The sequence below is a fragment of the Variovorax sp. Soil_C_19 genome (assembly GCF_057657255.1).
Map to the genome: position 1 here is coordinate 181,501 of NZ_JBDGIV010000004.1, position 23,423 is coordinate 204,923.

Sequence of the window (23,423 nt, forward strand, 5' to 3'; positions counted from 1 at the left end):
GTCAATCGACCTATCTATTTGAAAGAAGGGCGGCGGCGGGCAGCAGGTCGGCCAGCGCATCGCGGCGGTGGCCGTCGCGGCCGGTCACGGCGGTGGCGCGCCACAGCGCATGCACGATCGCCTGCTCGGTGCTGTCGGCCGCGGCCTGGAACAGTGGATCGAGGCATGCGTCGTGCAGCATCGCCACGGCCGGCATCGGACGGTCGGGCTGGCCTGGCACGGTGTAGGCGGTGGAAAACGCCAGCACGATGTCGCCGCTGCCATGGCCGAAGACCGAGCCGGTGCGTGCGAGGCCCGCGCCCGCGCGCAGCGCGAGGCGGCGCAGCTGGCGCGCGTCGAGCGGCGCATCGGTGGCGATGACGATGATGATCGAGCCCTTCTCGGGCTCGTCGGAAGGCGATGCCGCCGCATCGCGTGCGGCCTGCAGCGCGGCGAGCCGGTCGCCCACCGCCTGGCCCGCAAGCAGAAGTTGCGGCTGGCGGCCGTAGTTCGCAAGCACCAGCGTGCCCACCGTGTGGGAAGAAACACCATCCTGCGCGGGCACGCAGCGCGAGGCACTGCCGATGCCGCCCTTGAGCCCGAAGCTCGACATGCCGCGCCCCGCGCCCACCGAGCCCTGTTCAAAGTCGGCAGTGGCGCCTTGCAGCGCCTGCAGGTAGTCGGCCTCGGTCACGGCCATGCGCTGCACGTCGTTGAGGAAACCGTCGTTGCATTCGAACACCAGCGGATTCACCGTCGGCAGCGCGCGGCCGGTCTCGGGGTTGTTCGCGATGCAGTGGCGGATCTGCGCGGTGGCGACGGTGCCGACCGAAAAAGTGTTGGTCAGCGCGATCGGTGTCTCGAGCAGGCCGAGCTCCTCGACCTGCACCAGGCCGACGCTCTTGCCGAAGCCGTTGAGCACCACGGCCGCGGCCGGTACCTTGTCGCGGAACGGATCGCCCGCGTGCGGCCGGATGACCGTCACGCCGGTCTGCACCGGGCCGTCGTCCAGCGTGCGGTGGCCGACCGTGACGCCCGGCACGTCGCTGATCGCGTCGCGCGGGCCGGCTGGCAAGCGGCCGATGAAGGGCAGGGCGCCTGGTGTTGTGTTCGAAGCCATCCCGGTGGTGGTTACTGGCGGTCGATTTTCGGGTCGAGCGCGTCGCGCAGCGCATCGCCCAGCAGGTTGAACGCCAGCACCGTGAAGAAGATCGCCAGGCTCGGGAAGAGCGCCACGTGGGGCGAGGTGACCATGTCGGCGCGCGCCTCGTTGAGCATCGCGCCCCATTCGGGCGTGGGCGGCTGCGCGCCCATGCCGAGGAACGACAGGCTCGCGGCCGTGATGATCGAGGTGCCCACGCGCATCGAGAAATACACCACGATCGACGAGATCGTGCCCGGCAGGATGTGCCGCACGATGATGGTCCAGTCGGACGCGCCGATGCTGCGCTCGGCCTCGATGTAGGTCTGCTGCTTGAGCACCAGCGTGTTGCCGCGCACCAGCCGCGCGAACGCCGGCACGCTGAACACCGACACGGCCACCACCACGTTGGTCATGCTGCTGCCGAGGATCGCGACCACGCCGAGCGCGAGCAGGATGCCCGGAAACGCGAACAGCACGTCGGAGATGCGCATCACGATGCGGTCCCACCAGCCTTCGTAGTAGCCCGCAAGCAGGCCGAAGGCGGTGCCGATGAACCCGCCGACCAGCACCGACAGGAAGCCCGCCATCAGCGAGATGCGCGTGCCCGCGAGGATGCGGCTGAAGATGTCGCGCCCGAGCGGGTCGACGCCGAACCAGTGCGCGGCCGAGGGGCCGGTGTTCAGCATGTCGTAGTCGAAGAAATTCTCGGCGTCGTAGGGCGAGATCCACGGCGCGAACACCGCGACGAGCACCAGCAGCAGCACGAAGGCCGCTGCCACCAGGCCGACCGGCTGGTTCTTGAAGCGCCGCCAGCATTCGCCCCAGGGCGTGCGGACCTTGCCCGCGGCCTGGAGGGGCGCCACGGGTTCGGTGGCGGGGACGATGGTTTCGGCAGGAGCGCCGGTCGCTTGCGTCATGGCTCGGGGCTCACTTGTAGCGGATGGTCGGGTTGATGAAGCCGTACAGCACATCGACCACGAGGTTGATCAGGATGAATTCGAGCGAGAACAGCAACACCAGCGTCTGGATGACGGGATAGTCGCGCATCTGCACCGCGTCGACCAGCAGGCGGCCGAGGCCGGGCCAGTTGAACACCGCCTCGACGAGGATCGAGCCGCCCAGCAGAAAGCCGAACTGCAGGCCCATCATCGTCACGACCGGGATCAGCGCATTGCGCAGGCAGTGCTTGATGATGACCGTGCGCTCGCGCACGCCCTTGGCGCGCGCCGTGCGCACGAAGTCTTCCTGGATGACCTCGACGAACGATGCGCGCGTGAAGCGTGCCATCACCGCGGCCACCGCGGCGCCGAGCGTGATCGAGGGCAGGATGTAGTGCTGCCAAGTGCTGGCGCCCACCGTGGGCAGCCAGCCGAGCTGGACCGAGAAGATCTGCATCAGCAGCATGCCGAGTGCAAATGCAGGAAAGGAGATGCCCGACACCGCCAGCGTCATGCCGAGGCGGTCGGGCCATTGGTTGCGGAACACCGCAGAGACGATGCCGATGCCCATGCCGAAGATCACCGCCCACACCATGCTGGTGATCGTGAGCATCACCGTCGGGAAGAAGCGCTCGGCGATCTCGGTGGACACCGGCCGCCGCGTGCGGATCGAGGTGCCGAAGTCGCCCTGCAACATCTGGGTGAAGAAGCTCGCGAACTGCTGCGGCAATGGCTTGTCGAGCCCGAGCTCGGCGCGGACCATGGCCACCGTCTGGTCGTCGGCGTCCTGTCCGGCGGCGAGACGCGCCGGGTCGCCGGGCAGCATGTGCACGAACAGGAACACCAGCACCGCCACGATGAGCAGTGTGGGGATCAGGCCCAGCAGTCGTTTGAGAAAGTAGTTCAGCATGGCATACAGGCAAAGAGCCCCTTGCGGGGGAGGCGGCTACACGAGTTGAGCCGCCTCGGGGATGATCAACGGACTTCGATGGCGTCGATGTTGATGTTGCCGTCAGGCATCACATGCACGCCCGAGAGGCGCTTGGCATGCGCCGACAGGTTCTGCTCGGTGACCAGCGGCACGCGCGGCAGGTCCTTGCGGATCTGTTCCTGCGCTGTCTTGTAGAGCGCGGCCTTCTCGGCGTCGTCCACCGTCACCAGCGCCTTGGCGATGGCGTTGTCGACCACCTCGTTCTTGTAGAACGACATGTTGTTGAGCTTCGGGGCCCAGGCTTCCGAGGCGAACAGCGGACGCAGCGCCCAGTCGGCTTCGCCGGTCGACGACGACCAGCCCGTGTAGTACATGCGGACCTTGGCCGTCTTGGGATCAGGCCACGAGTCGACCATTTCCGCGCGCTGGCCCACTTCGAGGGCCTGCACCTGCAGCTTGATGCCGATCTGCGCGAGTTGCTGCTGCACGAACTGGATCGTCTTCTGGCTCGTCGTGTTGTTGTAGGCGCTCCACAGCACCGACTCGAAGCCGTTCGGGTAGCCGGCTTCCTTCATCAGTTCCTTGGCCTTCTTCAGGTCGTAGGGAATCGGGTCCATCTTCACGGCGTACTTCACGCCTTGCGGCACCACGCCCTGCGCCGGGAAGGCATAGCCGCCGAACGCGACCTTGGCCAGTGCTTCCTTGTTGATCGCGTAGCCGATGGCTTCGCGCACCTTCGGGTTGTCATACGGCTTGTGCTGCATGTTGAAGGCCAGGAAGCGCACGATGATCGACGGCGTCGCCACCACTTCGAGCTTGTCGCTCTTCTTCAGCAGCTCGGCCTGCTCGTAGGGAATGGGAAAGGCGAAGTCGGCTTCGCCGGTCTGCAGCATGGCAGCGCGCGTGTTGTTCTCGAGCACCGGCTTCCACTGCACCGTGTCGACCTTCGGGTAGCCCTTCTTCCAGTAGCCATCGAACTTCTTGGCCTTGACCGCGTCGGTCTGCTTCCACTCGACGAACTCGAACGGGCCGGTGCCCACGGGGTGGAAGGCGATGTCCTTGTTGCCCCACTTCTTGAGCGCGGTGGGCGAGATCATCGCGGCCGATGCGTGAGCCAGCGAGTTGATGAAGGGGCCGAAGGGCTCCTTCAGCGTGATGCGCACCGTGGTCGGGTTGACCGCCTCGACCTTGCCCACGCGGTTGAACTGGTTGTAGCGCAGCAGCTTGTTGTCCTGGTTCAGCACGCGGTCTAGCGTGAACTTCACGGCTTCGGCGTTGAAGTCGGTGCCGTCGTGGAACTTGACGCCCGAGCGCAGCTTGATCGTGTAGACCAGGCCGTCCTTCGACACCTCGTAGCCCTCGGCGAGCACGTTCTGCACCTTCAGGTCCTTGTCGAACTGGAACAGGCCTTCGTAGAAGGTCTTGGTCACCGCGGTGGTGATGGTGGTGTTGGTGTTGTAGGGGTCGAGCGTTTCCGGCTGGTAGCCGATCGACAGCACCACGTCTTTCGCGGCCAGTGCGGAGCCCGAGGCGGCCAGCGCGGCCAGGCCCAGCAGTGCGGAAGCCCATCGCAGGGAGGAGGAAGATTGCGTCATGGAAGAACTCCAGTCGGGGTGGAAAAAAGCAGGATGTCTCCCGCGGGTTGAGAAAAGGAAAGGCGCGTACTCAGAACGCGCCGCCGATGGCGTGGCGTGCGACGAAGTGCCCCGGCGCCACCTGCACCAGCGGCGGCACCTCGGGCTCGTCGCCCACGGCGCGGATCGGGCTCGGGATCTCGCCTTCGAGCAGCGCGTGCGGCTTGTGCCGGCGCGCCGGGTCGGCCACCGGCACCGCCGCCATCAGCTTGCGGGTGTAGGCGTGCTGCGGTGCCTCGAAGACCGCGCGGCGCGGACCGATCTCGACGATCTGGCCGAGGTACATCACGGCCACGCGGTGGCTGACGCGCTCGACCACGGCCATGTCGTGCGAGATGAAGAGAAACGCCACGCCCAGCTCGCGCTGCAGGTCGAGCATGAGGTTCACGATCTGCGCCTGGATCGACACGTCGAGCGCCGAGACCGACTCGTCGGCCACCACCACCTTCGGGTTCAGTGCCAGTGCGCGCGCAATGGCGATGCGCTGGCGCTGGCCGCCCGAGAACTCGTGCGGATAGCGCTGCGCCACTTCGGGCGGCAGGCCCACCTTCTGCAGCAGCCAGTCGACGCGCTGCTGCGCCTCGGCACCCTTGGCGATGCCGTGGATCAGCAGCGGCTCCATGATCGAGAAGCCCACCGTCACGCGCGGATCGAGCGAGGCGAACGGGTCCTGGAAGATGAATTGGATGTTGCGGCGCAGCGCCTGCAGCTCGCGCGTGGGCAGCTCGCGGATGTTCTGACCGCCGAACTCGATCGCGCCGCTCTGGCTTTCGACTAGGCGCAGCAGCGAGCGGCCCGTGGTCGACTTGCCGCAGCCCGATTCGCCCACCAGCGCGAGCGTCTCGCCGGGATAGAGGTCGAAGCTGATCTTCTCGACCGCATGCACGCGGCGCTTCACGCGGCCGAAGATGCCGCTGCGCACGTCGAAGCGCGTGACCAGGTCGCGCACGCGCAGGATCGGGCCGGTGTTCTGGCGCACGGTGTCGTGCGGTACTGCCGCGTCAGCCGGCGGCACCGCCTGCGCGCCGGTCTCGGTGTTGCGCAGCAGCTCGAACTTGGCCGGCAGGTCGGTGCCCTGCATGGCGCCGAGCTTCGGAACGGCCGAGAGCAGGGCGCGCGTGTAGGGATGCTGCGGTGCTGCGAACACCGCGTCGGCAGTGCCGGCCTCGACCTTGTCGCCGCGGTACATCACCAGCACGCGATCGGCGATCTCGGCCACCACGCCCATGTCGTGCGTGATGAAGAGCACGCCCATGCGCATCTCCTTCTGCAGTTCGCGGATCAGCTGCAGGATCTGCGCCTGGATCGTCACGTCGAGCGCCGTGGTGGGCTCGTCGGCGATCAGCAACTGCGGCTTGCACGACAGCGCCATCGCGATCATCACGCGCTGGCGCATGCCGCCCGAGAGCTGGTGCGGAAAGCGGTCGAGCACGTTGCGCGCCTCGGGAATGCGCACCAGCTCCAGCATGCGCAGCGCCTCGGCGCGCGCCGCCGCATTCGACTTGCCCTGGTGAATGCGGATGGCCTCGGCGATCTGGTCGCCCGCGGTGAACACCGGGTTCAGCGAGGTCATCGGCTCCTGGAAGATCATCGCGATGTCGGCACCGCGGATGTTGCGCATCTCGGTGTCGCGCGCCTGGGCCAGGTCGAGCACTTCGCCGTTGCGGCGCCGGAACGCCATGCGCCCGTCGAGGATGCGGCCGCCGCCATGCTCCACCAGGCGCATCAGCGCCAGCGAGGTGACCGACTTGCCCGAGCCCGATTCGCCCACTACCGCGAGCGTTTCGCCGTGGTCGACGTGGAACGAGAGCTTCTTGACCGCATCGACCGTGCGTTCCGACGTGGAGAAGCGCACGGTGAGGTCGTCGACGGCGAGAACGCGGCCGTCCGGCAGATTGAGGGCAGGTGAAGACATGGGCGAAGCGGAATGAAAGTGGGGCGTGGGGGTCAGGCGAAGATGGCGGTGACCGGCGTTTCGCCGCCGCGCGCATGGCCGCGGTACATGCCCTCGGTGTTGAAGGCGAGGCTCAGGTTGCCGTGGCGGTCGAGCGCGATCAGCCCGCCCGTGCCGCCGATGGCCGGCAGCGATTGCTGCACCACCGCGTGCGTTGCCGCCGCCAGGGTTGCACCGCCGTAGGCCATGCGCGCGCACACGTCGTAGGCGGCCGCCACGCGGATGAACATTTCGCCGCTGCCGGTGCACGACACGGCCGCGGTGCGGTCGTCGGCATAGGTGCCCGCGCCGATCAGCGGCGAATCGCCGATGCGGCCCACGCGCTTGTTGGTCATGCCGCCGGTCGAGGTGGCCGCGGCGAGGTGGCCGTGCACGTCGAGCGCCACTGCGCCCACGGTGCCGAACTTGCGGTCTTCGTCGAGCGGCGTGGCCGCGGCCATCGCGGCACCTTCGTGGTCGACCACCACGCGGCCCGTGTCGCGCACGCGATGCAGCTGCTGGCGGCGCGCCTCGGTCGAGAAGAACGAGGGTTCCACCATCTCGAGCCCGTGCTGCCGCGCAAAGGCTTCGGCGCCCGCGCCGGCCAGCAGCACGTGCGCGCCGTCGTTGAGCACCGCGCGCGCGGCGCGCACCGGCCGACGGATGTGGCACACACCGGCCACCGCGCCCGCGGCGAGCGTCGCGCCGTCCATCACGGCCGCGTCGAGCTCGTGCGTTTCGTCGTGCGTGAACACCGCGCCGTGGCCCGCGTTGAAGAGCGGGCATTCCTCGAGCAGCTCCACCGCGAGGCAGGCCGCATCGAGTGCCGGGGCACCCTTCAACAGCAAGGCTTGCGCGGCACGCACGATGCCGTCCAGCGCGTCGAGATACGCCTGTGCCTGGCCCGGGCCGGTCGTGGCTGCGCTGATGGTGCCCGCACCGCCGTGGATGGCGATGACGGGCGTTCGATTCGTCATGGTTTGGCTTTCTTTTTCTGCTTCGTGCTGCTGCGGCGCTTCGGTGCGGAGGGCGCGGCAGCTTCGGCGGGTTGCCGGGGCGCCACCGCGCCCCGGGCCAGCCCCTGCCCGCCGTGCAGCCACGGCCGCACCGCCTGCAAGATTCGGCTCGCCGACTGCACCGCGCCGGGCGCGCGCAGTGCCACCGCGCTGGTCAGCGCCTCGATCAGCGCCAGCACGCTGGTCTCGCAGTTCGGGCGGTAGCTGGTTTCGGTCTGGCAATAGAGCACCACGTCGGCCAGCGGCGCGAGCGGCGAGCTGGGGCGGTCGGTCAGCGCCAGCACCGCGCAGCCCTGGCGCTGCGCGATCTGCGCCAGCGCCACCGTGTCGGTCAGGTAGCGCGGAAAGGTCAGGGCGATGAACAGGTCCTGCGGGCCCGCATGCATCAGCGTGCGCGCGGCGTGCGTGACGCCGCTCACGCTCGAGAGCAGCCGCACGTCGTTGCAACTGCCGTCGAGCCCGTGCTGCAGCAGCCCGGCGAGCCACGCACTGGCGCCGAAGCCCGCGATGTAGATCGAGCGGGCCTGGCCGATGCGCGCCACCGCGGCCTCGCACGCCGCGTGGTCCAGCGACTGCCGCGTGGCCTCGATGTTGCGGCGGCTCTCGTCGAGCGCCGTGGCGAACACTTCGGCCACCGTGGTGGGCCGCTCGAGGTTGCCGCGCAAGCGCTCCACCGGCGCCACCAGCGATTCGAACCCCCGCACCAGCTCGGCACGAAAGCTGGCGTAGCCGTCGAAATCCAGCGCGCGCGCAAAGCGGTTGGCCGTGGCAATCGACACGCCCACGGCCGCAGCCAGCTCGTCGATAGGCAACGTGGCCACCTGCAGCGGATGCTCGAGCACGTAGTCGGCCACCTGCCGGTGCGAGCGCGTCAGGCGCGGCAGCGCTTGCGCGATGCGCTGGGCCACGGTGGTGCCGTTGGAGTCGACGTTGGTGCCGTTCATGCGTGGATGGTGAACCCGTACCGGGTGTTCGTGAAAACTTCTTTTCAAATATAAGACAAAAAAGAAAACTTTTTGTCATTTTGGGTCGAAAGAGTGCAAACGGATGGACGGCAGAGGGTTCAACCGATGCACTTCCCCGAGGGCGCGCGAGTCCGATAATTCGCCGATGGAACTCCATGTCGCGCGGCCGTATCCCGAGGTGAGCGCCTGGGTTTCGATGGCGGTGCACCTTTGCTTCAACACCCCGGGCACGCAACCGGTACCCTGCCACTTTCCCGCGCTGGTCGAGGGGGGGCTGGTTCTGGTTCTCGAGGGCCAGTTCTTCGTCCAGGCGCCGTCGGGTGCGTTTGTTCCGCTTCCTGCCGGGTTCGTGGGCACCGCTCGCGCAGTGCCGCTCACGCTCTATCGCACGCCTCGGCTGTGCTATGCCGGGCTGCGGTTGCAGCCGCCGGGGACGCTGGGGCTGCTGCAAGCGAGCCCGCTGTCCCTTCCGCACCAGTTTGCCGATGCGGCTGACGTTTTCGGCTACGCCTGGCCGCGGCTGGTCGAATGCATCAGGGCAGAAACAATCCCACAGAGGCGCTTGGCATCGTTGTTGGCGTTCGCACGCCAGCGCCTCCGCGAGGAAGTGCATTGCCAGCGGGCGCGTCGAGCGGCGCGACTGCAGCAGGCGGCCCTGCGGGGAGGGTCTCCTCACGATGCCGTGGGCCTCTCCGCGAGGCAGTTCGAGCGAGTGTTCGCCGGGACCTTCGGCCTGACGCCGAAGCTGTTCCAGCGCGTAGCCCGCGCGGAAGGATTGCTGCGCGACGCCCTTGCCACAGGCGCGACAGGCGCAGGGCTCGCATTGCAGCATGGCTACTATGACCAATCGCACATGGCACGCGACCTGCGCATGTTGGCCGGCGCTTCGCTGCGCTCACTGGTTGAAAGCGCTCGCCAGCGTGACTCGGAAAATTGGGCGCTTGCGGTAGGTACGGCGCAGTGACAGTAGCGTACAGGCCGATGTCGGATTTTTCCTATCGGCCGCAGCGCAGGGTTCATAGGATGCCTGGATGTCGCTGACGAACCGAAACCTTGCCTTCTTCATCCTTGCACTCTTCGGCTTGGTGGTTCCCTGGTATTTCAATATCGGGTTCCTCCTGAGCGGCGGCAGCTTCGCGCCGGCGTCTTTCATCGCCGCCGTGTCGGCCAACAAGCTGGTCGCAGGCATCACCTGGGACGTCTACCTGGCGGCTGCGGCGTTCTCGGTATGGGTGCTGCAAGATGCACCCGCCGCGGGTGTTCGTCGGCCGTGGGTCTATGTCGTGCTGACATTCGGAATCGGCCTCGCCTTCACATTGCCGCTGTACATCGCGCTGCGGCGGGTGGTGCGATGAAGGGTGAAATGCTGACCGGAAAAGTCTGTTCATGATCAACATCTTGACCAATGGCAACGATCTGTACGCGGCGCTGAACAGCGGAGATGCCGATGCGCTGCAACGATTGCTTAGCGACGACTTCAGGGGCCGTTTATCTCCCGGCCTGCCACGAGGCCTGGGGAAGAGCTACAGCGGTCTGCACGCAATGATGGGCGAGGCATGGGCGCTGGTCGACCAGCTGTTCCAGCTCGATGTGAAGGTCGACCAGTTCTTCGATGCAGGCGAAATGCTGATCGTCCGAGGCACCTACAGCGGCACTGCCAGGGAAACCGGCAAAGTACTGAACGCTCCGTTTGCGCATTTCTGGGAATACGACGGGACGCGGTTTTCAGGGCTGCAGCAGATCACCGATACGGGCTTGTGGCGCGACGCGATTGACTGAGGCGCCCGCGTGCCGTGCTCGCTATCGCGCGGGCTGCTGCACCAGCTGCAGTTCGTTTCCGGCAGGATCGCGCAGCGTCGCAAGGATGCCGCCCCAGTCCTGGCGCTCCGGGAGTCCCGAGAACGCGACGCCGCGCGAGGACAGCGACTGGTAGGTCGACTGCACGTCAGCCACGTCGAAAGACAAGCCGGTGAAACGCCCGACGAGAACCTGGTCCTCCGCGGGGGCATCCGCGTCCACGTGCTCGACGACCAGGCTCAAGGGGCCGGCGTCGAACACGCAATAGCCTTGCTGCGCTTGCCCGGCCCTGAGCGGCAGGCCGAGCACCTCTTCGTAGAAGCGCGATGCGCCCGGCAGGTCTCGAACAAAAATGCGCGCGGTGCGTAGCTGCATGACGGCTTTCTCCTGGCAGGCACGGGTTGGGGATGCACGCTTGCATGCTAGGCACAAGCGGCGGCTGCGGCAACCCACTCGGTCGCCACCAGTGCCGCACGCCACTAGCGGCACATCGAGAACCCACCCGTTTCAAAGTGAAGATGGTCGCGGTGCGCCGCGTTGTACTCAGGCCCGAGCACGCCATCGAAGAAGCGGCAGCCGCCCTGGTGCGCATCGCGCAGCAGCAGCGCGGCAGGCGTGCCCGCATTGCTCGAACCGGCCGTCGTCCAGTCGCGCTGAACGCTGATGCGTCGGCCGTTCGCAAGCGTGAGCCCGGCAACGTCGAGCGCATCGGCCGTCGCATGGCGGCTGCGCGAAGCGCCCGGCACGGCGCCTTCGCCGCGGTTGATGTTGCGGCAGGCATAGCTGCCGAGGTGGTCGATGGCCACCACCGATTGCCCGAAGTGCTGGCGGGCGGCCGGCTGCAGCGCATGCTTCTCCCACATGAAGAAGGAGAGCGCCATCGGGCAGCTCAACGAGGGCACGGTGCCCAGGCGCACGCCCGCGCCGCGCAGCCGCACAGCGTTCTCGAAGCCGCAGCCGGGGCCGGTGACGCGGTCGGGCAGTTGGTCGTATTGCATGCCGGTCTGGGCCAGAGCCGCGAGGCAGCGCGCGGGGTCGCGCCGGGCGCGGGCGAGCTTGAAGTCGGTGAGCCAGTCGGGCGCGGCCGCGACATCGAGCGGCGCCCAGGGGTTGAAGCGCTCGGGAATTTCGACCTTGCCGCTCGCGACGGCCCACACGCCTGCGGCGAGCGCGGCGCACAGGGCCAGTCCGAGCCACCGGCCACGGCGAGAAGGAGACGAGGGCGCGCGAGGCGGCTCCATGAAATGCCTGTCCGGATCAGCTGGCGCTGTCGCGCCGCGCGAGCACCCAGTGCTTGAAGTGCGCGAGCGCCTCCGATGGTGGGCCGTCTTCGGGATGCGCGAAGTAGTAGCCCTGGCGCACGTCGAGGTGCCGGTCGATCGGAACCACGAGTTCGCCGGTGCGCAGCTCGCGCTCGACCAGGATGCGCGGCGCGAGGCCGATGCCCATGCCCGCTGCGGCCGCGGCGGTGACCATGGTGAAGAGCTCGTAGCGCGGCCCGCGCGAGGCCTGCACGGTGTAGTCCCACCCTTGCTGCGCATACCAGTCGCGCCAGGCCTGCGCGCGCGTGCCCAGGTGCACGTGGCGGCAGCGCGCGAAGGTGGCTTCGTCCCAAGGGGCGTTGGCGTCGCGGAAGGCGGGGCTGCACACCGGCACCATCTCGCCCTCCGTAAAGATCAGCCCGCCCTGCGTGCCGGGCCAGGACTGCTCGCCGAAGTAGATGGCGGCGTCGTAGGCGTTGTCCTCGAACGAGAAGGGCTGCGTGCGCACCGACAGGTTCACGGTGATGTTCGGGTGCTCGTGGCCGAAGTCGGGCAGCCGCGGGATCAGCCACTGGGTCGCGAAGGTGGGCACTACCGCGATCTCGAGCACGTAGCCCATGTCGTGGCCGGCACTGATCTCGAGCGTGTCGCGCCGGATCTGGTCGAGGTGGCGGCGGATGCGCGCCGCGTATTCGCGCCCGGTGTCGGTCAGCGTGAGGCGCTGCCGCACGCGCGAGAACAGCGCAACGCCCAGCCGCTGCTCGAGCATGGCCACCTGCCGGCCGACGGCGCTTTGCGTGAGCGCCAGCTCGGCCGCCGCGCGCGTGAAGCTCCCGAGCCGCGCCGAGGCTTCGAAGGCCTGCAGCGCGCCCAGGTTCGGAATGTCTTTTCTCATTGCCGCCATTTTGCGTGCGCGGCGCAAGCTGAGCAGCGATCGATGGGGCGCGGACGGCGGCGATGCCGCCCGCGCCGGGTCACGCGCCGATCAGCAGGGGCGCGCCGCGGCCGCGTTCGGGCGCGTGGCCTTGCTGGTGCCGCTTTCGTCCACCGCGCCAAGCGGCCGGGTGAAGGTGCAGCCGTAGGTCGGCGCGGCCACCGTGGCGGCGGTCATCACGTCGTCGCCGGCCGGCTTCTGGGCCGGGTCGGCTTCCCAGTTCACCATCGCGTCGAAAGCCTCGACCTGTTCGGCGATGGTGAAGTCGCAGTGGGAGATGCCGCGGATGGCGCGCTGCACCAGCCAGCCGCTATTGCCCTTGGCGGCCGCGCGCTGGTGGTAGATCTGCTGCATGCTGAAGGGCACGTAGAGGTCGCCGAGCGTGTGCAACGAGACCACCGGCACGCTGAACTCACCGTTCGCCTTCGGAATCCAGCGCAGGCCATCCGTGCGCAGGCGGTTGGCGTCGGGCGCCGCGGTGAGCTTGAGCACCGCATTGTTCAGCGCGAGGGTACCGGGCTCGTCGCCGTCGATGGCGTACGTGAAGCGATTCGTGTCGAGCGTGCTCTTGTTGAGGATGCCGTTGACCGTGCCGTCGCTGCCGAACGTGCCCCACACCGCACCGAACGAGCCGCCCGCGGTGAAGCCCAGGTCGAACATCGGGCGTTCACCGCCGGTCAGGTTCTTCACCACGGAACCGAACTTGAACCCCGTGGGCGTGGGCGCGCTCGGAAAGGTGGTGTAGAGCGCTTGCGTGACCTGCGGCGCGATGTCCGACCAGTTGACGGTGGGGTACCTGGGCAGCCCGGCCAGTGCCTGCGCTGCAACCTGCGCACCCGCGAAATAGTCGAACAGCTCCGTGTCGCCCATCACGCCGCACATAGGCACCGCGCCGTGGTACTTCATCTTGTGGTTGGCGGTGGCGTAGGTCTCGTCCTCGATGGCGGCGGCCGTGATGTGGCCGCCCATCGAGTGGCCGGTGATGAAGACCTTCGAAGGGGCTGCCAGCTCGCGGCCGTTGGTCTTGGCGATGTCGTTGAAGGCCAGCGCCAGCGCGTTGGTGTCTTCGACGCCGACGCGCACGTCGTAGAAGTTCTTGCTGTAGCTCGATGCCGCCCAGGCATAGCCGTTCTGGATCAGGTGGCGGCGGATCGAGGGATTGCTCACCGACAGCACATTGACTTCGCCGGCGTAGCCGTGCGCGTACATCACGAGCTTGCCGTTCCAGTTGGCGGGCACCTCGACGCGGTACTGCGCGCCGCCGATCATCCCGGCCCAGCGGCTGGTGGTGCTGTTGTCCACCGTATCGCTCGCATCGGCGGCGAGCGCCGCGAAAGTCGTGGCCGACGGGTCGGCAGGGGCGAAGGCGTTGCGGCTGTCCTGCAGGCGCGTCTCTTCGGGCAGCGGCGGAGGCGGTGCCGGCGGTTCGGGCGCCGGCGCGGGCGGTGGCACGGGCAGGAAGGCAAAGCCGTTGCCGCCTCCGCCGCCCCCGCCGCAAGATGCGACGGCAAGGCTGGCTGCAAGGGCAAGAAGTGTCAGGCGCGCGGAATGCATGGGGTGTCTGTCTCCGTTCTTGGGTGCTGAGAAGAAGATGCCCGGCGCAGCGCAGCCTGGCGTTCCGTCGAGAACGACCGTGCTATTTCGCTGGACCGGCGGGGCAGCGTAGAGGCGTCGGCCCGCTGCCCGGCCCGGGCTTTCCCGTACCTGCTATCTCCTGTGCGACAGCCGGCGCAAACCGGCGCGCGCTCAGGCGTCGCGCTTGGTCACGACCACCGTGGCCTCGAGGCTCTCGAACGCATCGGGCTCGCCATACCAGCTGCCCGAGATCGGCGCGGCCTGCGCCGGGTCGCGCGAGACCGCGACGCGGATCAGCTGGCCGCTGCCCATCAGGTTGTTGGTGGGATCGAAGGCGAGCCAGCCGGCGCCCGGCAGGTAGGCATGCAGCCAGGCATGCGTGGTGCCGGCGCCGGTCATCGATTCGCCGTGCGCGCGTGCGGCGGTGTCGAGCGCGGCGTCGTAGATGTAGCCCGAGACGAAGCGTGTCGCAATGCCCAGCCGGCGCGCGGCTTCCATCATCAGCAGCGCGTAGTCGCGGCAGCTGCCGCTGCCGAGCGCCAGCGTCTGCAGCGGCGTCTGGGTGCCTTCGGCGTCGCGCGCCATGTACTTGAAGCTGCCGCCGATGTGCGCATTCATGCGCGTGAGCACTTCGCGCGTGCTGTTGGGCTGGTCGGTATGCAGGAACTGGTGGGCCCACCGGATCAGCGTGCCGGCATCGTCGTCGTCGTGGTGCGGGCGCAGGTAATGCTCGAGGTCGAGCCGCTCCTGCACCGAGTACGCGAACGGCAGGTATTCGGCCGACGGATCGAGCGCGAGATGGTCCTGCTGCGCGGGCACATGCTCGATCGTGAAGGCGCAGACGATGCGCAGCTCGGTCGCATCGCCGAGCGGCTGCACCATGGCCACCGAATTGGAATGCGGGTCCTGGATGAGCCGTGTGATCGCATCGGGGCTCACTTGCAGGTCGGTGGCCAGCACGCGCAGGTCGTGGCTGTCGCGCGGGCGGAACATCACGCGGTGCAACCCGAAGCTCACGGGCTTCTTGTAGCGGTAGACGGTGGTGTGGATGATGTCGTAGTGGATGGCCATGCGACGCATTCTGCGGCCTTGTCGGTGCGCGGGACCCGTGTGGCCGGACTTATGTTGCGGAATCGATGGCGGGCCCCTGCGTGCGCGAAGTGCACAGCGCCTCGGCCATCCTGGCGGGCAGCGGCAGCGGCTCGCCGTGCCAGCGCGCCGCGATCAATTCGGCGCACAGCGCCGCAAAGCTCAGGCCGCGCGAGCCCAGGGCGGTGCAGGTCCAGAGACCGGGCTCGCCGAGCGGACCGGCCAGCGGCCGGCGGTCGCCCGAGGCGCAACGAATGCCGACCCAGGCCCTGGCCTCATTGCCTTCGAAGGCCGGCGCCAGCGCGGCCGCGGCGGCGGGCGCAAGGCGTTCGAGCCGCGCCCGGTTGGCCGCAGCATCGGCCGGGTCGGGCGCCAGGTCGGTGCGGTCGCGGTCGTAGGTGGCGCCCGCGAGCCAGAGCTGGGCACCGTCGGGCTCGGGCACGCTGGCGATCAGGTGGCCGTCGCCATTGAGCGGCACGGCGGGCAGGGCGCCTGCCACGGGCGCACCGGAAACAAGGCCCCAGGCGACTTGGCCACGCACCGGCTGCAGCGGCAGCGCCGGGGCGAACAGATGCGATCCATGCCCGGCCGCAATCACCACGCGATCGGCTTCGGCCAGCAGCGTGCCCGCCGCGTCCAGCAATTGCCAGCCGGTGCCACCGCGGACCAACTGCGCCACGGCCGACCGGCCGCAAAAAGCAACGCCCGGTGTGCGCAGCCAGGCCTCGACCAATCGGCCCGGGCGCACCCAGCCCGCGCGCGCATGCCGTAGCGCGGGCGCGTCGGCCGGCAGCGCCGCTTCGGCGCATCGCGCGGCGCTCGCGCGCCACGACTCGTTCAGGCCGTCCTCGCGCCAGCCGGGCGGCAGGCGAAGGTCGCCGTCGGGCCGGCGCTCGAGCACGCCGCTGGCGCGCCAGTCACTTCCCTCGGGCAGCAGGCGTTCGAGTTCGGCCCAGGTGGCGCGAATGCCCGCGCGCGTGAGCCGCGAGAGCAGCGCGTCGTCGGGCGACACATGTGGCGCCATCAAACCCACTGGAAGAGCGGAAGCGCCCGCCGCGGGCCGGTCGGCCGCATCGAGCACCGTGACCTGCCAGCCGCGCCGCGCCAGGCTCGCGGCCACGGCGGCCCCCGCCAGGCCAGCGCCCACCACGGCGCAGCGGCCCGGTTCGGCCTGCGCCGGCGGCGGGTCGCGGCGCCGCACGGTCCAGGCGGGTGCGAACTCGGCGGCAAGGCCGTCGCGTTCGGAGCAAAGGCCCGGGCGTGTTTCGATCTGGAAGCCGTTCTGCGCGAGCGCATCGCGCACTGCGCGCGAAGAGGTCGAGGTGGCGAGGCCGGTGCCCTGGCGGGCAAAGCGCGACACGGCCTTCAGCGTCTCGGGCGACCACATCGCCGGGTTCTTCTGCGGGCTGAAGCCGTCGAGGAAGATGCTGTCGGCCTCGAAGCGCTGGACGCGCAGCATCGGCTGCACGTCGCCGATGCAGAGCGTGAGCAGCACGCGGCCGTCGTCGAATGCCAGCCGATGAAAGCCCGGCAGCAGGCCATGCCACTGGCCGGCCAATGTGGCGGCCAGGGGCGCGAGTTCGGGGTAGGCCCGGGCGGCGCGACGCAGGTCGTCGGCAGCGACGGGATGGGCCTCGACCGAGACGAAGTGCAGCATCCCGGGCCTGCCGGCGTCCGCACGCCAGGCCTGCCAGGTTGTCAGGAAATTGAGGCCCAGCCCGAAGCCGGTTTCGAGAACCCGCCATTGCGGTCGCCCCGTCCACGCCTGTGGCAGGCGGCAGCCGTCGAGGAACACATGGCGCGCGTGCGCCAGTGCCCCGGTTTCGGTGTGATAGAGGTTGCCGAAGCGTTCGCTGAACGGCAGGCCGTCGGCGCGCCAGGCGACGGGCTCGGCGGCCAAGGCAGGCTCAGTTCGACGGCGGCGGCACGTAGCCCTGTGCCACGTCGGCGCCTTCGCCGAAGAAATGCTTCTCCATCTGCCGGGCCAGGTATTGGCGTGCGCGGAGGTCGGCAAGGTTCAGCCGGTTCTCGTTGACGAGCATCGTCTGCTGCTTGAGCCAGGCAGCCCAGGCTTCCTTGCTGACGTTTTCCCACAGGCGCTTGCCCAGTTCTCCGGGATAGGGCGGGAAGTCGAGCCCTTCGGCTTCCTTGCCGAGCTTGATGCACTGAACCATGCGTGCCATTTTTGAATTGCCTTTGGTGGGGAAAGTGGTTGCCAAGGCCTGCTGACAGGCCTTAGTTGATTTGGCTATTTAGAACTGAGAACTCGGTCGTTCCCGTTTCCATATGCCTTATTGAGAATACGTGGCTTCATCGATATGCCTTTTTGAGCAAGACACCATGCGCCTCCGCCGCGACTTTATCAAGCTTTCCCTCGGTGCCGGCCTGGCCGGCGCCATGGCCCTGACGGCGTTGCCGTCGTTCGCGCAGAAGCAGCAGGGCGCCGGCCCGGTGACGCTGCTCAACGTGTCGTACGACCCGACGCGCGAGCTCTATGTCGACTACAACCGTGCGTTCGCCAAATACTGGAAGGCCAAGACCGGCCAGGACGTGACGGTCAAGCAGTCGCACGGCGGCTCGGGCAAGCAGGCGCGCTCGATCATCGACGGCATCGACGCCGACGTGGCGACGCTCGCGCTCGGCGGCGACATCGATGCGCTCGTCACCCATGGCGGCGTGGTCAAGTCCGACTGGCAGAAGCGCCTGCCGCACAACTCGGCGCCCTACACCTCGACCATCGTGTTCCTCGTGAAGAAGGGCAACCCCAAGGGCCTGAAGGACTGGGACGACCTGGCCAAGCCCGGCGTGCAGGTGATCACGCCGAACCCCAAGACCTCAGGCGGCGCGCGCTGGAACTACCTGGCCGCCTGGGAGTTCGCGCGGCGCAAGTACGGCAGCGACGACAAGGCCAGGGAATACGTCGGCAACCTGTTCCGCAACGTGCCCGTGCTCGACGCCGGCGCGCGCGGCTCGACCATCACCTTCGTGCAGCGCGGCGTGGGCGACGTGCTGCTGGCCTGGGAGAACGAGGCCTTCCTGGCGCTGAAGGAGTTCGGCACCGAGAAGTTCGAGATCGTGGTGCCTCCGCTCTCGATCCTGGCCGAGCCCACGGTGGCGGTGGTCGACAAGGTGGTCGACAAGAAGGGCACCCGCGCGGTGGCCGAGGAATACCTCAACTATCTCTATTCGGACGAAGGCCAGGACATCGCGGGCCGCAACTTCTACCGGCCCACGTCGGAGAAGGCCAGGGCCAAATACGACAAGCAGTTTCCGACGCTCACGCTGGTCAGCATCGACCAGGCGTTCGGCGGCTGGGCCAAGGCCGACAAGGCGCACTTCGCCGACGGTGGCTCGTTCGACCAGATCTATACCGCGAAGCAGAAGTAGGCAAGCAGGACAGGAGGCGCCTCGACGAGCCCGGTGTGGTGTGCACGAGGCGCCGTTCTCCTACTCGGCGTAGGCCCAGATGTCGATCAGCCGCTCGCCGTTGTCCGCCAGGAGTCGGAAGCGCGCCGGCGCGTAGTCGGCGTCGGCCACCAGCACGCCCTTGGCCGAGGCCGGCAGCGCGGCGCAGCCGTGCGTGTGCAGGTCGAGCAGGAGCGTGCCCGGCAGCACGCCTGCCGCGAGGCTCCCGCTGAGCTTGCAGTCGGAACCCGGTTCCGCCGACAGCCGGCCGTCGGCCGCGATGCTGAAGGCCGTGGCTTCCCCGGCTGCGACCTGCGACACATAGCGCCCGGCCAGTGTCGCCGCGGCAAGTTCGGCCGTGTTCAGCGTGTGGTGCTGGAGCAGCGTGACGGCCACGTCCTGGTCCGGCGCCGGCACGGCGATCCAGCGTGCCGCGGGTTCGGCCGCGCGGCGGTAGGACTGGTTGGCGATGTCGTCATGGCCACCGAGCACCAGCAGCCGCGTCCCGTCGGCCGCAGCGTAGTACTTGCCGACGGTCGGCGCATCGGCGTCGCCGATGCTCACGGCATACGTGCCGCTGCCCAGTTCGTCTACCGACACCCGAGGCCCTTCGGCAGCACCGGGTGCTTCCGGCTGCGTGGGCAGCGCGACCGGCGGGAACACCGCGGATGCACCGCCGCCGCCGCCTCCACATGCGCAGAGGACGAGGAGGGCCGCCGTGGCCGCGCCACAGAGTGAGAGTCGCTTCATGCGGCGGACCTCATTCGGCAAACAGGTCGCGCAGGCGCAGGCGCAGCCACTGCTGTCCGGCCGGCCGGTGCTCAAAGCCGAACTGCATCGCCGAGACCGCGATCTTCGACTGGATGACAAGCGACTCGTCCTCTGCCTGCTCGGGCGTCGGCGTGCCGCTGCCGGCCAGCCCGCCCAGGCCGTACGGCGGGCTGTTGCGGAAGGCCAGGTTGTACAGGTTGTAGGTGCCGATGCGCGAGAACGCCCAGGTCATCGCGGGGGTGGGGGCGTTCGGGAAGTTCACGTTGAGCGCCACACCGCCGGCCAGCAGCGGGCCATTGCCGGCCTTGGCCTGCAGCGTCTTCACCAGCTTGACCGTGTGCGCGGCAACCACCTGGGAGTAGGCGTTGGCCAGCCCGGCGTTGTCGGTGGTGTCGGCGCCGGCGCTCAGGGCGATGGCCGGAATGCCGCGGCCGAGCGCGAACTGCACATTGCTGACCGTGCCCGAGCTGTTGATGATGCCCCCGACGTTCTGGCCTTCGTTGGGGCCCGACAGCACGAGGTCGGGTGCCTTCGACCAGCGCGCCTTGGCAGGCACGTCGAGGCCGTACATGGTGGCCATCACCGGCGTCCCGTGCGCGTAGAAGTAGTCGCCGTTCGTGTAGCCGGCCTTGGTAAAGGGGCCGACCGCCGGCTCGCCCGTCTTGGCCGCGCCGTTGTGGCAGCCGCCTTCCTTGTTGACCTGGGTTGCATCATCGTCCGGCACGATGGTGACGGTGCTGTACATGACGATGCCGGCGCCGCGGCCGCTCTGGCCGGTGCAGGGGACCGAGACGATGACATCGTGGCCGTCGGCCTTCAGCGCTTCGTAGAGCGCCTTGAGGTTGCTGGTCAGGCCGTCGTCGTTGACGACCAAGATGTTGAGTGCGAAGGCCGGGCTGGCCAGCAGGCCCGCCACTGCACCGAGGGCGGCGATTCGAAGCTTCATGAATGCATGGGGGAAAGTGGATCGTCGCCCCATCGTCCGGTGCGGCAGTGAAACCCGAATGACACACTGCCGGCCGTAGACGCCTTGGCGACGATGCACGGTCGCCGCGACCCTCCTATAGTGGTGGTGGCCAGGTCCATCCAGTCGCCTGCGCGGGACCGGACCGGACGCAACTCGAAACACACGGGAGCAAGGAACACATGGCTCAATTCGAACTGAGCGGCATCGTCCACGCGCTGCATGACGCACGCAACGAATGGCGCGATTCGCAGCGTCGCTCGCGCGAGCCCGGCGCGCGCGAGTTTCCGTCGCGCGATGCGCTGGCGCAGGTCGTCGAATCGCTCAAGGGCGCGCTGTTCCCGATGCGGCTCGGACCGCCCGAGCTACGCCACGAGAGCGAGGACTTCTACGTCGGCCACACGCTGAACACTGCGCTGCAGACACTTTTGGTACAGGCGCGGCTCGAACTCAACTTCAACGCGCGCCACGAACCGCGCTCGGCGGTCGAGATCGACGAGGTTGCTGCTGCGGCCGTGCTGCAGTTCGCGCGCGAACTGCCGAGGCTGCGCCGCCTGCTCGACAGCGACGTGCTCGCGGCCTACAACGGCGACCCGGCCGCGCGCAGCGTGGACGAGGTCCTGCTGTGCTATCCGGGCGTGCTCGCGATGATCCACCACCGGCTCGCGCACGAGCTCTACAAGCTCGGCCTGCCGCTGCTCGCGCGCATCGTGGCCGAACTCGCGCATGCGCAGACCGGAATCGACATCCACCCCGGCGCGCAGATCGATGCCGGCTTCTTCATGGACCATGGCACGGGTATCGTCATCGGCGAGACCGCCGTCATCGGTAAGGGCGTGCGGCTCTACCAGGCGGTGACGCTCGGCGCCAAGCGCTTTCCGACAGATGCCCAAGGCAACCTGCAGAAGGGCTTGCCGCGGCACCCGGTGGTGGAGGACGATGTGGTGGTCTATGCCGGCGCCACGATCCTCGGACGCGTGACGCTCGGCAAGGGCGCGGTGATCGGCGGCAACGTCTGGGTTACCGAGGACGTGCCGGCGGGGGCGAGCGTGACGCAGGCGACGCTGCAGAACGCGCCCAGAGGTGCCGCCGCCTGATGAGCGCTACGGGGGCGAACTCGTGCGCTCCGCGGCGAGGTGGCGCCGAAAGAAGGCGGCGACTTCGGCGTTGAAGCCGGCGTGGAAAGCCGCGCGGTCGAAACCTGGTCCGTCACGGCAGATCTCGGGCGCCGAGGCGAGCAGCGCTGGCGTGCACGGTGCGAGAAAGCCGAAATGCCCGGCCTTGTCCGCTCGGTGCCAATCGGGCATAACGGGCAGGTTGTGTCGGACAGCCATCGCGCTTTCGGGCGTTACGCCGTCGCCGCCGTACTCGGAGGCCCAGAGCTGCACGGGGGTCTTGACGTTCTTCAAGCCCGCGGCATCGAACACCATGCTGAGCGGATCGGCGATGACGGCGGCCTTGATGCGGGCGTCGCGCACCAGCGGTGTGGCAAGCAGTTCGTTGTAGCGTTGCTGCATCGACGTGCAAGCTGGAGCCTTCGAGGCCGACGCGCAGAGGGATGGAGCAAGCGACAACAGCCGAGAGAAATCCGGTTGTGCGCCGATCAGCACGAGGCCTGTGTAGCCGCCCCTGGAAAAGCCGAAGAAGCCGACTCGTTGCTCGTCGAGCACGGCATGCCCGGGCCACTGCCGGAGCATGTGGTCGATGAGGCGCCGGATGTCTGTCGTGCGGGTCGCGAGCGCTGCAATGCTGTCGGCCGGTCCGCCGCGCACCTGGTAGTTGTCGCCGGAGTGGTTGATGGCAGCGACGACGAATCCTGCATTCGCCAGCGCTTCGGCCGTGTCGTGGTGGCCGAGGAAAGAGCCGCCGTAGCCGTGCGACAGCACGACCAGCGGCAACGCCCGTGACTCGGTCGCAACCGGGCAGTTGCGCACGCCTCGAAGGGCGTAGGGGCCAAGCTGGAACTCAGCAGCCGGTTTGGCGCACGGCGTCCAGACCGCCGAGCGAAGTGCCGGGCCTTCCGCGCTGGCCGGTATCTCGAACGTGTCGAAGCCCGCGGCCTGTGCCATGGGCGCGGCGAGGCAGACGAATGTCAGCAAGGAGCGCAGAAAAAAGAGCGGCATGAAATGTTCCGTGTTCTGGATAAGGCTTGATTACGTGTCAGCGAGCGGGCCGTATGGGAATCAGCAGTTCGGTGCGCAGCGCGGCCGGTGCGACCTCGTGCGGTGAGTTCAGGTAGCGTTCCAGCGTCGGGCGGTCGTCCGGCTCGTAGCCGCTGCCCGGCAGCCAGCGCGCGTAGAGCGCGTAGACAGCGGAATTGATGCGGGTGTAGGGGCCCGCAAGGGTATGCACCGCGTAGAGGCCGCCGGGAACGTCGAGCGATTCGAGCGCGGTGTCGCCGAGTGGCCACGGATCTGCCGAGGCCGCTGCCACGTAGTAGAGAAACTCGGGCTGCGCTTCCGGATCGCCGCTCGAGATGCCGAACCAGTCCGACACCCTGCGCGTTCCGACATGTGCATGCAGCTGGCGGTGCGTGTGGGGAATGGTGGAGAACGGGCCCTGATGGCGCAGCGCACGCACCGGCTGCGCGCGGCGCTCGACGATTCGCACCTCCGGCACCGGCCCGACCTCGGAGGCGGTTAGGGCGGGGCTGAGGACCACGGCGTGCATCTGCTGCTGGAATGCGCGCGGCGATTGCCCGGCGAACTGGCCGAAGGCGCGCGTGAAGGCCTGCGGGCTTTCATAGCCCACGCTCAGCGCCACGTCCGTGATGCTATGGCCGCCGCGCGTCAGCAGCTGGGTGGCGAGCGCCAGGCGGACCCGCCGCACGGTCGCCGCCACGGTTTCGCCTGCCACCGACCGGTAGACGCGGTGAAAGTGAAAAGGCGAGAAGTGCGCGAGGCGCGCTAGATCCTCGAGATGGTGCTCGGCCATCGGATCGGCGACGATGGCGGCGACGACGCGTGCCACGCGTTCGCGGTATTCATGTTCGGCTCGGGGCGCTGTCATTGGCGGAGTGTGCCGCCTCGGTGCGCCGGCCGCTTAGCCGACTTTGCGGAGTGCCGGCGGTGCAGGCTATGCTTTGC

23 protein-coding genes are annotated in these 23,423 nt (G+C 68.4%); 5 read left to right on the forward strand and 18 right to left on the reverse strand.

Annotated elements, in window-relative coordinates; translation table 11 throughout:
- Positions 1–10: 10 nt before the first annotated feature.
- From AC3A6R_RS10605 to AC3A6R_RS10635, 7 genes are all read right to left on the reverse strand, one after another.
- Complete coding sequence (locus AC3A6R_RS10605) at positions 11–1,099, reverse strand: DmpA family aminopeptidase (protein WP_487862557.1); 1,089 nt, start codon at positions 1,097–1,099, stop codon at positions 11–13.
- 11 nt (positions 1,100–1,110) lie between these two features.
- Complete coding sequence (gene gsiD / locus AC3A6R_RS10610) at positions 1,111–2,040, reverse strand: glutathione ABC transporter permease GsiD (RefSeq protein WP_487862558.1); 930 nt, start codon at positions 2,038–2,040, stop codon at positions 1,111–1,113.
- A gap of 10 nt (positions 2,041–2,050) precedes the next feature.
- A complete protein-coding gene (gene gsiC / locus AC3A6R_RS10615) occupies positions 2,051–2,971 on the reverse strand; it encodes a glutathione ABC transporter permease GsiC (RefSeq protein WP_487862559.1) in 921 nt (306 codons plus the stop codon).
- 65 nt (positions 2,972–3,036) lie between these two features.
- Entirely contained in the window at positions 3,037–4,587 is a 1,551-nt protein-coding gene (gene gsiB, locus AC3A6R_RS10620; protein ID WP_487862560.1) for a glutathione ABC transporter substrate-binding protein GsiB, read from the reverse strand.
- Positions 4,588–4,657: 70 nt separating this feature from the next.
- A complete protein-coding gene (locus tag AC3A6R_RS10625) occupies positions 4,658–6,541 on the reverse strand; it encodes a dipeptide ABC transporter ATP-binding protein (protein ID WP_487862561.1) in 1,884 nt (627 codons plus the stop codon).
- A 32-nt stretch (positions 6,542–6,573) separates the two neighbouring features.
- Entirely contained in the window at positions 6,574–7,536 is a 963-nt protein-coding gene (locus tag AC3A6R_RS10630; protein ID WP_487862562.1) for an isoaspartyl peptidase/L-asparaginase family protein, read from the reverse strand.
- Entirely contained in the window at positions 7,533–8,519 is a 987-nt protein-coding gene (locus AC3A6R_RS10635) for a MurR/RpiR family transcriptional regulator (RefSeq protein WP_487862563.1), read from the reverse strand. Before AC3A6R_RS10635 ends, AC3A6R_RS10630 begins: the two co-directional genes overlap by 4 nt.
- 166 nt (positions 8,520–8,685) lie before the next feature.
- On the opposite strand from AC3A6R_RS10635, the gene AC3A6R_RS10640 reads away from it, so the two are divergent.
- From AC3A6R_RS10640 to AC3A6R_RS10650, 3 genes are all read left to right on the forward strand, one after another.
- Entirely contained in the window at positions 8,686–9,504 is an 819-nt protein-coding gene (locus AC3A6R_RS10640) for an AraC family transcriptional regulator (protein ID WP_487864400.1), read from the forward strand.
- Between the two features lie 67 nt (positions 9,505–9,571).
- On the forward strand, positions 9,572–9,895 hold the full coding sequence (locus tag AC3A6R_RS10645) for a DUF2834 domain-containing protein (RefSeq protein WP_487864401.1): 324 nt from the start codon (positions 9,572–9,574) through the stop codon (positions 9,893–9,895).
- Between the two features lie 31 nt (positions 9,896–9,926).
- Positions 9,927–10,319 (forward strand): nuclear transport factor 2 family protein, encoded by a 393-nt coding sequence (locus AC3A6R_RS10650; RefSeq protein WP_487862566.1) that lies wholly within the window; start codon positions 9,927–9,929, stop codon positions 10,317–10,319.
- Between the two features lie 21 nt (positions 10,320–10,340).
- Here AC3A6R_RS10650 and AC3A6R_RS10655 read toward each other — a convergent pair whose 3' ends face one another.
- The 7 genes from AC3A6R_RS10655 to AC3A6R_RS10685 all read right to left on the reverse strand — a co-directional run bounded on the left by AC3A6R_RS10655 (position 10,341) and on the right by AC3A6R_RS10685 (position 17,380).
- Complete coding sequence (locus AC3A6R_RS10655; protein ID WP_487862567.1) at positions 10,341–10,712, reverse strand: VOC family protein; 372 nt, start codon at positions 10,710–10,712, stop codon at positions 10,341–10,343.
- A 104-nt stretch (positions 10,713–10,816) separates the two neighbouring features.
- A complete protein-coding gene (locus AC3A6R_RS10660) occupies positions 10,817–11,578 on the reverse strand; it encodes an extensin-like domain-containing protein (protein ID WP_487864402.1) in 762 nt (253 codons plus the stop codon).
- Between the two features lie 16 nt (positions 11,579–11,594).
- Complete coding sequence (locus AC3A6R_RS10665; RefSeq protein ID WP_487862569.1) at positions 11,595–12,494, reverse strand: LysR substrate-binding domain-containing protein; 900 nt, start codon at positions 12,492–12,494, stop codon at positions 11,595–11,597.
- A gap of 90 nt (positions 12,495–12,584) precedes the next feature.
- Positions 12,585–14,087, reverse strand: coding sequence for an alpha/beta hydrolase family protein (locus AC3A6R_RS10670; protein ID WP_487862570.1), 1,503 nt, complete (start codon positions 14,085–14,087; stop codon positions 12,585–12,587).
- A 192-nt stretch (positions 14,088–14,279) separates the two neighbouring features.
- Positions 14,280–15,179 carry a transglutaminase family protein gene (locus AC3A6R_RS10675; RefSeq protein WP_487862571.1) on the reverse strand — a complete coding sequence of 300 codons (900 nt, stop codon included), beginning with the start codon at positions 15,177–15,179 and terminating at the stop codon, positions 14,280–14,282.
- 49 nt (positions 15,180–15,228) lie between these two features.
- Complete coding sequence (gene mnmC / locus AC3A6R_RS10680; RefSeq protein ID WP_487862572.1) at positions 15,229–17,097, reverse strand: bifunctional tRNA (5-methylaminomethyl-2-thiouridine)(34)-methyltransferase MnmC2/FAD-dependent 5-carboxymethylaminomethyl-2-thiouridine(34) oxidoreductase MnmC1; 1,869 nt, start codon at positions 17,095–17,097, stop codon at positions 15,229–15,231.
- A 7-nt stretch (positions 17,098–17,104) separates the two neighbouring features.
- Entirely contained in the window at positions 17,105–17,380 is a 276-nt protein-coding gene (locus AC3A6R_RS10685) for an oxidative damage protection protein (protein WP_487862573.1), read from the reverse strand.
- 157 nt (positions 17,381–17,537) lie between these two features.
- Between AC3A6R_RS10685 and AC3A6R_RS10690 the strand changes: the two genes are divergently transcribed.
- Positions 17,538–18,584: a sulfate ABC transporter substrate-binding protein gene (locus AC3A6R_RS10690; RefSeq protein WP_487862574.1), complete on the forward strand. Its 1,047-nt coding sequence runs from the start codon at positions 17,538–17,540 to the stop codon at positions 18,582–18,584.
- A gap of 60 nt (positions 18,585–18,644) precedes the next feature.
- Here the strand turns inward: AC3A6R_RS10690 and AC3A6R_RS10695 are convergent, their stop codons facing one another.
- Both AC3A6R_RS10695 and AC3A6R_RS10700 read right to left on the reverse strand, forming a co-directional pair.
- The gene (locus tag AC3A6R_RS10695; RefSeq protein ID WP_487862575.1) at positions 18,645–19,352 is read right to left on the reverse strand and encodes a hypothetical protein; all 708 of its coding nucleotides are present in this window, start codon (positions 19,350–19,352) and stop codon (positions 18,645–18,647) included.
- A 10-nt stretch (positions 19,353–19,362) separates the two neighbouring features.
- The gene (locus tag AC3A6R_RS10700) at positions 19,363–20,319 is read right to left on the reverse strand and encodes a 5'/3'-nucleotidase SurE (protein ID WP_487862576.1); all 957 of its coding nucleotides are present in this window, start codon (positions 20,317–20,319) and stop codon (positions 19,363–19,365) included.
- Between the two features lie 200 nt (positions 20,320–20,519).
- Between AC3A6R_RS10700 and epsC the strand changes: the two genes are divergently transcribed.
- Positions 20,520–21,434, forward strand: coding sequence for a serine O-acetyltransferase EpsC (gene epsC, locus AC3A6R_RS10705; protein WP_487862577.1), 915 nt, complete (start codon positions 20,520–20,522; stop codon positions 21,432–21,434).
- A gap of 6 nt (positions 21,435–21,440) precedes the next feature.
- Here the strand turns inward: epsC and AC3A6R_RS10710 are convergent, their stop codons facing one another.
- Together AC3A6R_RS10710 and AC3A6R_RS10715 are read right to left on the reverse strand one after the other, a co-directional pair.
- Positions 21,441–22,460: an alpha/beta hydrolase family protein gene (locus AC3A6R_RS10710; protein ID WP_487864403.1), complete on the reverse strand. Its 1,020-nt coding sequence runs from the start codon at positions 22,458–22,460 to the stop codon at positions 21,441–21,443.
- A gap of 37 nt (positions 22,461–22,497) precedes the next feature.
- Positions 22,498–23,346 carry an AraC family transcriptional regulator gene (locus tag AC3A6R_RS10715; protein ID WP_487862579.1) on the reverse strand — a complete coding sequence of 283 codons (849 nt, stop codon included), beginning with the start codon at positions 23,344–23,346 and terminating at the stop codon, positions 22,498–22,500.
- Positions 23,347–23,423 lie beyond the last annotated feature (77 nt).